Genomic DNA, 14977 nt, shown 5'->3' on the forward strand with positions numbered 1-14977 from the left:
TTGTCAACTAAATCATCGTAAAGGGTGCGCGTTGCTAATTCTGTTTTACCTTTGATAAAGTAAGCCTTTTATGCATATCGATAAACATCAGATCACGCAGCATAATGAACAATTGGAGGTGTCCCATCGGCGCAGATTCATGCGACTGGCCGATGAGTTGCCCAATGCCGAACAGGTTATAGGGCGATTGGTTGATTTTGAGGTCGCTATACCGAGCTGGGCACTGGGCACCGGCGGGACACGCTTTGGCCGGTTCTCCGGAGGGGGCGAACCACGCAACCTGGAAGAAAAAATAGCGGATATTGGGGTACTGCACGCACTTAACCGCTCCAGCGGCGCGATATCGCTGCATATTCCCTGGGATATTCCGGAAGACTATGCAGCTATCCGCAGCTTGGCCCAGCAAAACGGGTTGGTGTTTGATGCTATGAATTCCAATACCTTTCAAGACCAGCCGGGGCAGACGCTTAGCTACAAATTCGGCTCCATGCAGCATGTGGATAAAGCCGTCCGCAAGCAGGCCGTTGAACACAATATCGAAGTCATCAAGCACGGCATCGAACTGGGGTCGAAGTCGCTGACCGTCTGGTTGGCTGACGGGTCGAGCTTCCCGGGGCAGTTGAATTTCCGTAAGGCCTTCCAGAATACGCTGGAAAGCTTGCAGGAGGTCTACGAAGCATTGCCCGGTGATTGGAAGATGTTTGTCGAATATAAAGCATTCGAGCCCAACTTTTATTCCACTACGGTCGGGGACTGGGGGCAGTCGTTGCTGTATTCCAATAAACTGGGCGATAAAGCTTATACGTTGGTTGATTTGGGACATCACCTGCCCAATGCGAATATCGAACAGATTGTCGCGTTGTTACTGATGGAAGGCAAGCTTGGTGGTTTCCATTTCAATGATTCCAAGTACGGCGATGACGACCTGACTACCGGAAGTGTCAAACCTTATCAACTGTTTCTGATATTCAATGAGCTGGTCGAAGGAATGGACAACCGTGGAATGGATCACACGAACGATCTGGGTTGGATGATTGATGCCTCACACAACCTTAAAGACCCGCTTGAAGACCTGCTGCAGTCCGTAGAAGCGATACTCATCGCCTATGCGCAAGCGCTGTTGGTCGATCGCGTGGCATTGGTTGAAGCCCAGGCTGCCAATGACGTTGTGCGGGCACAAGAGCTATTACAGCAGGCGTTCCGTACTGATGTGCGTCCCCTGGTTGCCGAGGCGAGGCTGCGCGCGGGGGGCGCTTTGAACCCCTTGCAGCTATTTAGGGAGCTGGATGTGCGAGGCCAACTGATTAGCGAACGGGGAACGAAAACCACGGCCACCGGATTATAAGGATTGAACGATGAAAACACCAGTCATAGCCGTATTCGATGTAGGCAAAACCAATAAGAAACTGTTTCTGTTCAACGAACAGTATAAGATAGTCTTTGAGCGTTCGGCCCGGTTCACCGAGACGGTGGATGAGGATGGCGACCCTTGCGAGAACCTCGAAAGCTTGCGCCTGTCGGTATTCGATTCGTTACATGAAGTGTTTAGAAAACCCGAATTTGAAGTGCGGGCGATCAACTTTGCCGCTTACGGGGCAAGCTTGGTGTATGTCGATGAGGACGGCAAGCCATTGGCACCGCTGTATAATTACCTGAAACCTTATCCGGAGGAATTGCAACGCAAGTTTTATGAGACTTACGGGGGAATGGAAACCGTAGCGTTCACCACGGCCTCCCCCGTGTTGGGTAGCCTCAATTCGGGCATGCAACTATACCGGTTGAAGTATGAGCGCCCGGCGCTCTTTGAACGTATCCATTTTGCTTTGCACCTACCCCAGTACCTGAGTTTCCTTGTTTCGGGTCGGATGTACTCCGATATGACAAGCATTGGTTGTCACACCCATCTTTGGGACTTTACCAAGCGTGATTATCACGAATGGGTATACCGGGAAGGGATCATCGATAAGTTGGCGCCGCTGGCACGGGCGGATGAGGTCTATCCGGCGTCCTTCCCCGGAAACGGCTATGGAGTGGGCACTGGGTTGCATGACAGCTCGGCTGCATTGATTCCTTATTTGGTTAGCTTCCATGAGCCGTTCGTACTTATTTCCACGGGCACCTGGTGTATAAGCCTCAACCCATTTAATCACACACCGCTTACGAAAGCGGAATTGGAGGCCGACTGCCTATGTTACCTGCATTACAAAGGCACGCCGGTGAAGGCTTCCCGCTTATTTGCGGGGTATGAACACGAACACCAGGTGAAGCGGATCGCCGAACATTTTGGACAGCCATCCAGCCGGTACCGCAATATGACCTATGACCGGAGCATCGTTTCTAAGTTGCAGCAAGAAAAAGGAGGGCCCATGCCCATCGGAGGCAAGGTGTCGGCTTTTGCGCAGCGCAACCTGTCGGACTTTGTGTCCTATGAAGAGGCTTATCACCGCTTGATTATGGATTTGATAGCATTGCAGCAGCTATCTACCCAGCTGGTGATTAAAGGGTCAGCGGTGAAACGTATTTTTGTGGATGGTGGGTTTAGCAAAAATACCATTTACATGAATCTGTTGGCAAAGGCATTTCCGGATATGGAAGTCTTTGCGGCATCGATGGCGCAAGCCACGGCGGTAGGTGCCGCACTGGCCATCCACGAGGCCTGGAACAGTAGGCCTATGCCGAACGATCTCATTGAATTGCGGTTTTATGCACAGGCGGAAAAAAAAGAAAAAACAGAAAAAAATGAACCCTGATTTACTCAAGTACAACCCTCAGTATCCTTCTGTCAGCGATTTGAAGCGAAAAGCCAAACGCCGTATTCCGAAATTCGCTTTCGATTACCTCGAAGGTGGGTGCAATGAAGAGATAAACCTTTGGCGCAATGAAGCCGATTTCCGCGATGTCCAGCTGATCCCGAGATACCTCAAAAAACACTTTGGGGTCGATATGCGTACCGAATTATTCGGTCATGTGTACGATGCCCCTTTTGGTATATCGCCCATCGGATTACAAGGACTGATGTGGCCCAACGCGCCGGAAATATTGGCCAAAGCGGCCCTGAAACACAATATACCGTACACATTGAGTACAGTCTCCACAAGCAGTATCGAGCGCATAGCGGAGGTGACCGAGTCGCAATTTTGGTTCCAGCTGTACCACCCCACGGAAAACAAGCTGCGGGATGATATCCTTAGAAGGCTTGAAGCGGTGCAATGCCCGGTGCTCGTGGTCTTGGTGGATGTCCCCTCTTTTGGACTTCGTTACCGGGAGATCAAAGCGGGGCTTTCCATGCCGCCCAAGATGACGATTAACAATTTTTTGCAGGCTGCGGCGCGTCCGGCCTGGGCGTTTGAGACCTTACGGGTCGGTATCCCTGAGTTTGCAACATTGAAGCCCTATATGGGCAAAGATCTCAACCTGAGCCAGCTGGGTAAATTTATGAACGCTACGTTTACCGGCCGCGTAGACGCGGATAAGGTGAAAGCCCTCCGGGACCTGTGGAAAGGCAAACTTGTTATCAAGGGCGTAGTGTGTGAGGAGGATATGGAGGCGAGCATCCGCATTGGCGCAGACGGGATTATTGTATCCAACCATGGCGGAAGACAAATTGATGCTGGTGAATCGACCATCAAACCGCTGAAGGGACTGGCGGATAAATATGGCGATAGGATAAAAATCATGATCGACAGCGGGTTGCGGTCCGGCCCGGATATCGGACGGTCGCTGGCTTGCGGAGCACATTTTACGTTCATGGGACGTCCGTTTATGTATGGTGTAGCGGCACTGGGCCGAGAAGGAGGTGACCACACCATTGCCATGCTAAAAGCACAACTCAAACAGGTGATGGAACAGGTGTGCTGCGAGAAAATTGAAGATTTTCCGGCGACTTTGGTCTCCAAATGAGAACACCAACCGGGGTTCAAACACGTGGTGATTGAGTCTCACTTCGTGGAAGGGCTGGATCATTTCGAAGCGACGTTTGAGGGGGCCTACGGGGCGATTAAGAGCGGCTGGAAAAAGAGGGGTACGCGGGTAGACCTGGATATCGTCATCCTGCCAATAGCAGCTACCTTGATATTGTCCGGCGATGAGTGTCGTGTATTGTCTGCGGGTAGTCATCGCATCAGGTTTCCGAATGACTGAAAGCTATCGCGATTGTTTTTTCTATTTTTACGCCATGGAACCGCTTAAAGAAATGTTCAACCGTGCGTTCTATGTGAATTTTGCGCAGGCCTTTGGCAACGTCGACAAACACTTTCATGTAGAAGCATTCATCGATGATGTCACCCGTGGCATTGATAGGCTTTCGCTAAACGGCCGGCTGCGCAACACGTCTATTATGCTTCATCGACACCTGCCGGACGATTTCAACAAGGCTGTAGCGATCCTGTATGCTGCGGCTCCCTTATTGCCTGCAGGCTACACGGCATTGGTTTTGCCTGATTATGTGGCATTATATGGAAAGCAGCATTTTGATCAGTCTATGGAGGCACTTCAGTATTTTACCACGTTAGGCTCGGCAGAATTTGCCATCCGCGAGTTTCTCAAGACGGATTTGGTAAAAACACTGGATGTCATGCATAAATGGGCCGATGATAAAAACGTTCATGTCAGACGGCTAGCTTCAGAAGGCAGCCGTCCGCGGCTTCCTTGGTCTTTTAAGTTGGCGGAAATTATTAAACAACCGGCACTTACTCAAGGTATTCTGGAGAAACTGAGTGCAGACGAAGCGCTTTACGTGCGGAAATCCGTTGCCAATCACCTGAATGATCACTCCAAGGACAATGCCTCCTATATGTTGAACTTGGTCAGTGGCTGGGACAAGACGAACAAACACACTTCCTGGATCATCAAACATGCTATTCGGACGCTTGTCAAGCGTGGCGACAGAGAGGCGCTGAAGATCTTCGGCTTTGAGGGCGAAGTGTCTGTGGTATTGGAAAACTTATATACGGATAAAATTTCGCTCCGCTTAGGCGACACCCTGTCTTTCGGTTTCGGGCTAAAAAGCGAAAGCGAGCAGCAGCAAAAACTGGTCGTTGATTATGCCATTCATTACGTAAAGGCTTCCGGTGTGCGTATGAAAAAGGTATACAAGCTAAGGGAAGTGCTGCTTTTACCCGGGCAAGCGGTACAATTCAGCAAAAGGCAACCCTTCCTGGATTTGACCACCCGCAAGCATTACGCGGGGGAGCACCTTCTGGAGATCCTTGTCAATGGAAACACGTTGGGCAAAGTGCGGTTTGTGTTGCATATATAAATAAGTAAGTTAATCGGCAAAACTGTTTGCCGTCAGCGTACGCTTTCCTATCTTTGGAAATGGATACGCCAACTTTGCAATCGGCTTCAAGGCTGGTGTACAAAACGGGCATTGCCGTTATCGGCGCCGGCCAAGCAGGCTTGTCCGCCGCGTACCACCTCAAAAAGCAAGGGCTTGAAATCGGCCGGGGTTTTGTCGTGTTAGACCAATCTTCCCATCCAGGGGGTGCTTGGCAATACCGATGGCCATCACTCACCTTGCGCACCGTCAACCGTATCCATGACCTGCCGGGGCTTCCCTTTTCAGACACGGTAGCCGGTAATCAACCGGAGGTGCAGGCTAACCTTGCCGTACCACACTATTTCGAGGTGTACGAAAAGACATTCGGTCTCACCGTTTATCGGCCGGTAAAGGTAAAGGTTGTTTGTGAGCGCGACAGCCGGTTTCGTGTGGAGACCGATCGCGGTTTTTTTTCGTCGCAGGGTATCATCAATGCTACGGGCACCTGGGAGACCCCCTATGTTCCTGTTTATCCGGGCGCAGGGTTGTTTGAGGGCGTCCAGCTGCATACCCGGGATTATCAGACAGCTGACGCGTTCGTGGGCAAGCATGTCGTCATTGTGGGCGGGGGGATATCGGCCATCCAACTGCTCGACGAAATTTCGCGTGTGACGACCACGACATGGGTGACTAGAAAGGAGCCGATTTTTCGTAGCGGCCCATTTGGCGAGAAAGCGGGCCGCGATGCCGTAGCCATCGTGGAGGCCCGTGTGCGTAAGGGGTTGCCGCCCGGTTCTGTGGTGTCCGTCACCGGATTGCCATGGAGCCCCGCAATCGATGCCATGCGCAAGCGAGGTGTGTTGGATAGGCAGCCGATGTTCAGCGAAATCACGGCGCATGGTGTACGGTGGCCCGATGGCCGTGAAGTGATGGCCGATGTCATTCTGTGGTGTACCGGCTTCCGTAGTTCGTTGGATCACCTGATGCCTTTGATGCTAAAGGAGGAGCACGGAGGCATCGTCATGGGAGGGCGGCTGGCTACCATGGTAGCAAAAAATCCGCGCATCCACTTGGTCGGTTACGGCCCTTCGGCGTCTACCATCGGAGCCAACCGCGCCGGAAGGGCTGCGGCGACCGAGCTCATGGATTACCTGGGGTTGACTCATGCGCGTTGAAATGCTGGCGATATTCAAAGCGAATTGCGGACAATGACATGGGTCGGGTTACGTATCGACACCGTTTCACGATGGAGGATCGCGTTACTGACCGCCCTGCCCATCGCCTCAAAATCCGTGGAAATCACCGTAATGCCATCTTCAAGAACTTCCTTCACGGCGGTGTCGTTATAGGAAATCAACCCAATATCCTTGCCGAGTTTGTAGCCTTTGCCCCGGGCGAGTTTGATGAGGGCTACATCGTCCGTGTCGTATCGGCTAAACGTGATGTACGCATTTCCTTTCTTGAAATTACCGGCTTCCACTTCATGCTGGATGGCGTAAGGAATGTGATGTTCGAGGCAAAATTTCAGGAAACCATCGACGACATGGCGGGCATGTGTGGCTTCCGTCGGCGCGATGAGCAAAAGTTTCTTATAGGTGGTAATCCGTTGTTTAAGTTGTGTGAGCCCGCTGTAAATGTCGTGTTCAAAATCCTGGAATACGCAGGAGTAATCGCCGTCTAACCCCGGTTGGTCGTAATCAATGATGATGCGTTTTTGTGGCGGGATAAGGTTCAGCGTATCAGAAGGGTCGTCTTTCAAAAAAGTGGCGACGACAAAGTGCGTGTAATTATTCAGGTTTTCGCGGATGAGGTTCTCGAATACCTTAAGGTTGTGGTGGTGGAAGTATACGTCTACATCGGCGACATCTTTCAACTGATCGAATAAGGTGTGGTAAAATCGATCACGCATGATGTTCATTTTGTCCAACAACAAAAACACGCGGTAGGTATGGTCTACCGATTTTTTCTTGACGTAGTACCCTTTTCTGTAGACCGATTCGATAATACCCTTCTCAAGGAGGTGATTCAACCCTTTCAACAACGTCTCTTTACTCATCCCCAGTTCCTTTTCGAATTGCTTCAAGGACGGCAACCGGTCGCCGATATGGAGTTTATCAGATTCGATTAATTGATTGATATGATCGACCAGCTGCATGTATTTCATGCGTTGGTTAGCAGGAGCTGCAAGGCTATCAATGGCGGTTGTCTGCATAGTAGGATACAAAAGTAAAGAAATACCAGTGCAAACCAAACCATATATGATGTGCCATTGACTGTTTCGGACATTACTGATTGATAAAGCCGTTTTTCCAAAAATATTTGGAGATATGAAACCAAATGTAGTATACTTGCAATGTGGTTTAAAATACCAGACCACACCAGACCAGTTATGAGGGAAAGTAACCAATTATGAGTAAGCCATGGATAAATCTTTTTACATTATTCTTTGTTTTTGCTGTTGGGTAGCAACGGCAACTGCACAGCAGACCGTGACCGGGACGGTTACCAACCGTACCGACGGTAAACCTTTACAACATGTGACCGTTGTTATTCCGGAGACCGGTCAAAAAACGCAGACCGACGCCGAAGGCCGGTATCGGATCACGCTGATGGACGCGGCCAAGCGGATCACGTTTTCGCTTCTTGGCTTTGCTGCTTCAGCGCAGGAAATCGGCGGCCGGGCCGTAATCGACGTTGCGCTTGAGAGCGAGGCTATGGGGCTTGACGAGGTGGTCGTGGTTGGCTACGGTACGCAGCGGAAAATCGAGACCACAGGTTCGATTGCTTCCGTCCGGTCCGAGGAGCTTACCCAGATGCCGGTGACAAACGTGGCACAGGGCCTGCAGGCGCGGGTAGCGGGCGTGCAGATAAACCAAAACTCGGGGTCGCCCGGAGGTAACATCAGCATGCGGATCCGGGGAACGAACTCGATTAACGGAAGCTCGGAGCCATTATACGTGATTGACGGTATCCAGGTTTCGAACGGTGGGGGGGTAAACGACGTCAGTCCGTTGTCTACCATCAATCCCAATGACATCGAATCTGTAGAGGTGCTCAAGGATGCCTCGGCGGCGGCCATCTACGGTGCCCGGGCTGCAAACGGTGTTGTCCTGATCACGACAAAAAGGGGCAAGGCCGGGGCCACAAGGGTAGACGTTGAGAGCTATTATGGTGTCCAGCAGGTTGCCAAAACCCTCGACGTGCTCAACGCAGCGGAATTTGCGCAACTGGAAAATGAGGTGTTCAAAGACAACTTTTATCCGGATCCTGCGGCCATGGGTGAAGGGATTAACTGGCAGGACCTGATCTTTCAGGATGCACCCATGCAAAATCACCAGTTGACGGTCAACGGGGGCAACGAAAAGACGCAGCTGGCACTTTCCTTCAATTATTTTGACCAGGAGGGAATTATCATTAATTCAGGCTTTGAGCGTTACTCCGTCCGATTGAACATGGATCACCGCATCAATGAACGGCTGAGGATTGGAAGCAGTATATTGGGTAGCTATTCGGTCAACCATGGCATTAGTGCCGGCTCTACCGATCTGGGAAATGCGGGTGTAGTCACTGGTAGCGTGCTGGGTGCGGCGTTGGGTGCGCCGCCTACCCTGGAACCTTACCGCGAAGACGGCAGTCTCTTTCCGTTTGCCGAACAGCGCGGCGGGCGGTACCGCGAGGTCGTGAATCCGTTGAATTTTACCGAGATTCTGCAACAGCGGACGCTCAAAAGAACATTGGGCAATTTTTACGGCGAGTATACCCTGATCCCGGGGTTGACCTATCGTGCGTCATTCAACATTGACGTGGATGACCGGTTATACGATACGTATTCGCCGCTGTCGATTATCGCCCAGCAGGATATCAATGAAAATTCCGGCTCGGGATCCAAGGATAACCGTGATTTCCTCAACCTGTTGCATGAGAGCTTGATTACCTACTCAACACAGATTGCCGATGACCACTCCTTGAAGTTTACGGGATTGTTTGCTACCCAGTCGGAAAGTTATAAGCGCAACCTGCTGTCGGCTACGGGCTTTCCCAACGATGCCACAAAAAACGAAGCATTGCAACTGGCGCTGAACCGTACGGTGTCCAGCGAACGGACAAGACAGCGGTTGGATTCTTACATGGCGCGTGTGAATTACGGATTCCGGGATAAATTCTTTCTGGACGTTACGGCGCGTGTGGACGGTTCCAGTAAATTCGGTGCCAACAACAAATATGGGTTCTTCCCGGCGGTATCGGCTGCATGGCGGATTATCGAAGAGCCCTTTCTCCAAAATTTTAAACAATTGACCGACCTGAAATTGCGGGCGAGTTATGGTACCACGGGAAATGCCGGCGGCATATCGCCATACCAGTCTTTGGCGATGGTGGCCGCAAGCGGCGGCTATAATTTCAACCACGGATGGGAAACGGGCATTGCCCCAACGGGAATCGCCAATCCTGACCTGCGCTGGGAGAAGTCCACGCAGACGAATGTGGGACTTGACATCAGCTTATTCAACAACAGGTGGTCCATCGTGGCCGACTACTACCAGAAGCGCACGGAAGACCTCCTGTTTGTGAAGGCGTTGCCCTTGTCTTCGGGCTATGGGGAAATAACGGGCAACTATGCTTCGCTGGAAAACCGGGGGTTCGAACTGGCAACTAATGCTGTGCTTGTTGATTCCGATTTCCGCTGGTCCGTATCGGCCAACATTACCGCAAACCGGAATAAAGTGCTGGACCTGGATGGTGGCACAACCGATGAGCGGTTTATCACCAATTATACCCTTTTAAAGGTCGGCGAGCCGCTGGGTGTCTTTAAGACCTATGTGTTTGATGGCATCAACCAAACCGGGGAGACCATCATTCCCGGGTATGATGGGCGCCTGGGCGGCCATAAGGTGCGTGACATCGACGGCGATGGCGACATCGATACCGATGATCAGGTGATTACGGGAGACCCGAATCCGAATTTTATCTTCGGCTTCTCGACCAACTTCAACTACAAAAACTTTGATCTGAGTGTGCTGCTTTCCGGAACGTACGGAAACGACATCTATAACATCAGCCGGCTCTCGTTTGAAAATCCGCTGGGCCAACGCAACTTGCTGAAAAGCATGGTAAACCGGTGGACACCGGAGAATCCCAGCAACCAATATGTGAGTCCGTTTGTGGCGGGCCGGCTGCCGATATCCGATTATGCGATGGAAGATGGTTCATACCTGCGGATAAGGAACATCAACTTAGGTTACACCTTCCAGGGCCTAGGTAAAATCAGCAGGATCCGGCTATACGTGAGTGCGAATAATCTCTTTACGTTCACGGACTATTCCGGCTTTGATCCGGAAGTAAATACCTATGCAGGATCGAACACGACGATAGGTATCGACAACTTGGTTTATCCGCAGGCCAAGTCGTTTCTTGGAGGTGTCCAGGTGAGTTTCTAACCAGGTTTGACCGTTATTAAAATACAACAGGCAATGAAATCGCTTAACAAATTATACAAAACCATGCTGTTCCTGGCTATTGGCTCGGGAATGTCAGCGTGCAAGCTTGACGAAACGATTTATTCGTCAATTTTTACCGAATCTTACTACCAGACCGCTTCAGACGCCGAAAAGGCGTTGGTTGCTGCCTATGGGGCACTGGGTGGGCTATATGGCGGGCCGGCGGCTTTGCTGGTGCCTGACTTCAGCGATGACCAGACGTATCCACGTGCGGTGGTGGGCCGCAATACGCTGACGTTGTTTACCGTGGAGCCTACCTATACCACGCAGCGGAGCCAGGGTAGGCTGAATGAGTCACCCCAGCAGATATGGACGTCCTGCTACCAGGGGATTGAACGGGCGAACTGGATCATCGCCAAGGTGCCCGGGACCCAAATGAGCGAGACGCGGAAGCAGGAGATCATGGGGGAAGCGCATTTTCTACGGGCATTTTACCACTGGATGCTGGCCAAAAACTTCGGGGAGATTCCCGTCAAAATAGTGCCGAGCACCACAGAAGCCGAGGCTTACACGCCGAAAAGCCCGCTCAATGAGGTTTATGCGCAGATCTATGCCGATCTGGACATGGCTCACAATGCCGGATTGCCTTCGTTTCCGGCAGTCGAGCCCGGCAGGCCTTCACGGGAGGCCGTCCAGGCGCTGCATGCAAAGGCCGCATTGTATAACGAAGATTGGGAGATTGCCCTGCAAAAAGCAGAGGCGATATTAGGGACGCAGACGTATTCGCTTATTGATGATGTGGTACAGCTTTTCCATCATGCAAATGAGGAAGAGGCGCGCAGGGAAATGATATGGGCCTTTGAAGTAGATGCCATCTCCCCGGGCAACGGTCACCAGATGGTGGGGCTGACGGGGCCTTCCGGCAGCGGGGGCGTTGAATATGCCCGTACTTCCTACGGTTCCATGTTTGCCTATATGGATTTCTTCAACTCCTTTGATCCGGCTGATGAAAGGAGACTGCTGCTGGATACCACTTATCTGGACCGGTCAGGGAGGTGGGTGCCCCAACGGGAGATCACCCCGATTACGCCGGAAGGTGTATTGATAAAAAAATACCAGGATCCGGTCTCCACGACCAGTTCCACACGTAACCTGCCCATTTTCAGGCTTGCAGACATCTACCTGATTGCGGCAGAGGCGGAGGCGCGTCTTCATGGCCCCACCGCCAAGGCGTATGACTATGTGAATGCCATCAGGACCAGGGCTGGCCTGGGTGAGCTGCCGGCAGGGCTGAGCCAAGGTGATTTCATTGATGCCGTCATCCAGGAGCGGGCCTGGGAGTTTTTTGCCGAGGGCGACCGCTGGTATGACCTGACGCGTACGGGGAAATTCCTTGAAGTGATCCCCAACGCGGTAAATGACGTGTATCCGGTGAGGAACGTGCAGCCCAGAAACAGGTATTTCCCCATACCGCAGGATGAAATCAATGCCAATCCGGAACTGACCCAAAACCCTGATTGGAACTGATCGCTATGTGCAGACTGGTGTTGTTCATATCGATTGCTGCTGCCGCCAATGTAAATGCTGCGTACGCGCGGACGCCCCATGCGGCCGATTCTCTGGCTTATCTCGTAAACGAGTATAACGGGATAAGCTATGAGGTCCGGCTGGTGTGTGATAGTGCCGGCGTGCCCGGATATTACCATGCGCGTATCTTTACGCCGGTCTGTGACGACGATGTATGCAAGCCCGTGTATATAGACCTCTATTGGGACCTGCTGGGCAGCTATCTGCGGTATACGGTTCCGCTCAACGAGCCGCTAACCAAGATGGACCACGAGGAGTTCAAGCGGGAGGAATATGCGAAGCTGCACGAGATATTGGCGGACTCCAACTCGCTGCTGAAAGACTACGAAATGGAGGAGCTTGTGGAGTCGGCCACCAAGACCTCGCCGGGCGAGGTCGACGCGGTGACCGGGGCCACGGCAAAGTCCCTGCAGGCGGTGGTCATACCGGGAGCCCTGTATACGTGCTATACGCTTTGGCATATCGCTCATGGCCGCGTGGTGGATACCATTGCCAAGATCACCGATAGCTTGGTGGACCCACCCTTGCTGCTGCATTTTCTGGAAAGCCGTAACCACCGGTATCAGTATTTTGCGTTGGATAAGGTGATGGACAACCAGGGGAATGTGGAGCCCGACTACCGGGAACTGGTGATCAACCTGATCCGCAGCCCTAATGTTTTCCTGGCCGCCCATGTGCTGAAGCGGCTTTCCCCAACCTATTTTTCCGGTGAGGAACGGCAGAATTGGCTGTGGGAAACGTTCCTGGGCGGAAGCTACCGGCTGAAGCTGGGCATCCTGGACAAAATGGAGCAATTGCCGCTGACCAACGCGCTGAGAACCCGCCTGGCGACGGATAAAGGTAATTTCAACGAAGTTATTGCAGAACGAATAGAACATTTACTAAACAGACAATCATGAAGATACCACTGAATTTTATAGCCCGTTACTGCCTGCTGGCCTTACTGGGGGCACTGTCAGTGCACGTAAAAGCGCAGACCCAGGTTCTGGTGGAAGCCGAATCATTTGATGATCCGGGGGGATGGGTGATCGACCAGCAGTCGTTCCCGGTTATCCAATCGTCGTACCTCATGGCGCATGGCATGGGAAGGCCCGTGGCGGATGCCACGACGACCGTCCGGTTTGAGCAACCCGGCACGTATCACCTGTGGGTGCGGACAAAAGACTGGGCACCGTTCCCGAAAGGACCGGGTAAATTTCAGGTGTGGGTGAACGGCAAGCCGGCAGGGGGTGTGTTCGGCGAAAGCGGTTCAGTAGACTGGAAATGGTATTACGGCGGTGAGGTGAAGGTTGATGAGGCTGACGCTGAAATACGGCTGAAGGACCTGACCGGTTTCAACGGGCGCTGTGATGCATTGCTTTTCAGCACCTCCGGCAGTGAACCGCCGCAGGACTCTGCAGGGATGTCCGGTCTGCGGCACGAGCTACTCAGCCTGGACCAGACCCGGAAAGAAGCCGGGCACTTTGATCTGGTGGTTGTGGGTGGCGGCATTGCGGGTACATGTGCTGCTGTAGTGGCGGCGCGGCTGGGACTGAAGGTTGCGCTCATCCAGGATCGCCCGGTCCTGGGTGGCAATAACAGCTCTGAAGTGCGGGTGCACCTACGCGGCGATATTGACAAGAACCATCACCCCAAACTGGGCAGGGTGGTGCGCGAGCTGGATAACGGCGATCCGGGAAACGGAAATCCAAGTGGAAGCGACTATGGCGACAAACGGAAACTGGACGTGGTCAGTTATGAAAAGAATATAGACCTGTACCTGAATACGCATGTTTACCAGGTGGAGATGGAGGGGGGACGGATTTCAGCGGTTATTGGCCGGAACATCAAGACCAACAGGGAAGTCCGGTTTACGGGTACTTATTTTTCCGATTGCACGGGCGATGGCACCGTGGGCTACCTTGCGGGTGCAGACTACCGCATGGGACGGGAAAGCCGGGCCGAAACGGGGGAATCACTGGCTCCGGAAAAGGCCGATGATTTTACCTTGGGCACGTCAAACCTCTGGGCTTCGCTGCCCGTGGATTCGGTGACAAGCTTTCCCGAAACCCCGTGGGCCTTGCCGTTTTCAGATGAATACCACATTGATGAGGAACGGTCCGACTGGCAGTGGGAGACGGGCTTCGGCAACATGAACACCATTACCGAGGCCGAGAAAATCCGTGACCATAACCTCCGTGCGGTTTACGGCAACTGGTCATACCTGAAGAATAACAAGACCGAGAAATACGGCAAGCGTGAGCTGGCCTGGGTGGCATACATTGGCGGTAAACGGGAATCCCGGCGCTTGCTGGGCGATCATGTGCTGACCCAAATGGACATACAGGAGGGCAAGATGTATCCGGACGCCACGGTGACGGCCACATGGACCATTGACCTGCATTTTCCGCAGAAAGAAAACAGCCTTTATTTCCCGGGGGAAGAGTTTTTTGCCGGTACTGAACACATCCGGGTGGCGCCTTATACAATACCTTATCGTTGCCTGTATAGCCGCAATATTCCCAACCTGTTTATGGCCGGCCGCAACATCAGTACCACGCATGTGGCTTTTGGAAGTACCCGCGTAATGCGGACCTGCGGGATGATGGGTGAGGTGGTCGGGATGGCCGCATCCATTGCCAAGGCGCACAATACAACGCCAAGGGGTGTCTATGAAGATCATTTGGACGAACTTGTGGCAATGATCAAGGACTAGGAA

General features: G+C 52.4%; 10 protein-coding genes and 1 pseudogene. 10 read left to right on the forward strand and 1 reads right to left on the reverse strand.

The features are described 5' to 3' along the window. The first annotated feature begins 70 nt into the window (after positions 1-70). From JHJ32_RS08885 to JHJ32_RS08910, 6 genes and pseudogenes are all read left to right on the forward strand, one after another. Positions 71-1345, forward strand: a complete 1275-nt coding sequence (locus tag JHJ32_RS08885) for a sugar isomerase (RefSeq protein WP_079715223.1) — start codon at positions 71-73, stop codon at positions 1343-1345. Positions 1346-1355: 10 nt separating this feature from the next. Then, a complete protein-coding gene (locus JHJ32_RS08890; protein ID WP_079715224.1) occupies positions 1356-2750 on the forward strand; it encodes an FGGY-family carbohydrate kinase in 1395 nt (464 codons plus the stop codon). Then, positions 2740-3900, forward strand: coding sequence for an alpha-hydroxy acid oxidase (locus JHJ32_RS08895; protein WP_200120747.1), 1161 nt, complete (start codon positions 2740-2742; stop codon positions 3898-3900). The genes JHJ32_RS08890 and JHJ32_RS08895 overlap by 11 nt, the downstream gene beginning before the upstream one ends. Before the next feature lie 15 nt (positions 3901-3915). Then, positions 3916-4140, forward strand: a pseudogene (locus tag JHJ32_RS08900) (alpha-L-rhamnosidase C-terminal domain-containing protein); the annotation flags it as partial. Positions 4141-4174: 34 nt separating this feature from the next. After that, positions 4175-5257, forward strand: a complete 1083-nt coding sequence (locus JHJ32_RS08905) for a DNA alkylation repair protein (RefSeq protein WP_176146064.1) — start codon at positions 4175-4177, stop codon at positions 5255-5257. Positions 5258-5316: 59 nt separating this feature from the next. Continuing rightward, positions 5317-6432: an NAD(P)-binding domain-containing protein gene (locus JHJ32_RS08910; RefSeq protein ID WP_079715228.1), complete on the forward strand. Its 1116-nt coding sequence runs from the start codon at positions 5317-5319 to the stop codon at positions 6430-6432. 14 nt (positions 6433-6446) lie between these two features. On the opposite strand, the gene JHJ32_RS08915 is transcribed toward JHJ32_RS08910, so the two are convergent. Then, positions 6447-7469 carry a GntR family transcriptional regulator gene (locus tag JHJ32_RS08915; protein WP_079715229.1) on the reverse strand — a complete coding sequence of 341 codons (1023 nt, stop codon included), beginning with the start codon at positions 7467-7469 and terminating at the stop codon, positions 6447-6449. A 208-nt stretch (positions 7470-7677) separates the two neighbouring features. Between JHJ32_RS08915 and JHJ32_RS08920 the strand changes: the two genes are divergently transcribed. The 4 genes from JHJ32_RS08920 to JHJ32_RS08935 are packed head-to-tail and all read left to right on the forward strand — an operon-like array spanning position 7678 to position 14974. Continuing rightward, positions 7678-10692: a TonB-dependent receptor gene (locus JHJ32_RS08920; protein ID WP_200120748.1), complete on the forward strand. Its 3015-nt coding sequence runs from the start codon at positions 7678-7680 to the stop codon at positions 10690-10692. A gap of 33 nt (positions 10693-10725) precedes the next feature. Beyond that, positions 10726-12219 (forward strand): RagB/SusD family nutrient uptake outer membrane protein, encoded by a 1494-nt coding sequence (locus JHJ32_RS08925; RefSeq protein WP_233632569.1) that lies wholly within the window; start codon positions 10726-10728, stop codon positions 12217-12219. Continuing rightward, positions 12210-13178, forward strand: a complete 969-nt coding sequence (locus tag JHJ32_RS08930) for a hypothetical protein (RefSeq protein WP_200120750.1) — start codon at positions 12210-12212, stop codon at positions 13176-13178. The genes JHJ32_RS08925 and JHJ32_RS08930 overlap by 10 nt, the downstream gene beginning before the upstream one ends. After that, the gene (locus JHJ32_RS08935; RefSeq protein WP_200120751.1) at positions 13175-14974 is read left to right on the forward strand and encodes an FAD-dependent oxidoreductase; all 1800 of its coding nucleotides are present in this window, start codon (positions 13175-13177) and stop codon (positions 14972-14974) included. The genes JHJ32_RS08930 and JHJ32_RS08935 overlap by 4 nt, the downstream gene beginning before the upstream one ends. Positions 14975-14977 lie beyond the last annotated feature (3 nt).

It is taken from the genome of Parapedobacter sp. ISTM3, from assembly GCF_016533505.1.
Taxonomy (GTDB): Bacteria; Bacteroidota; Bacteroidia; order Sphingobacteriales; family Sphingobacteriaceae; genus Parapedobacter; species Parapedobacter luteus.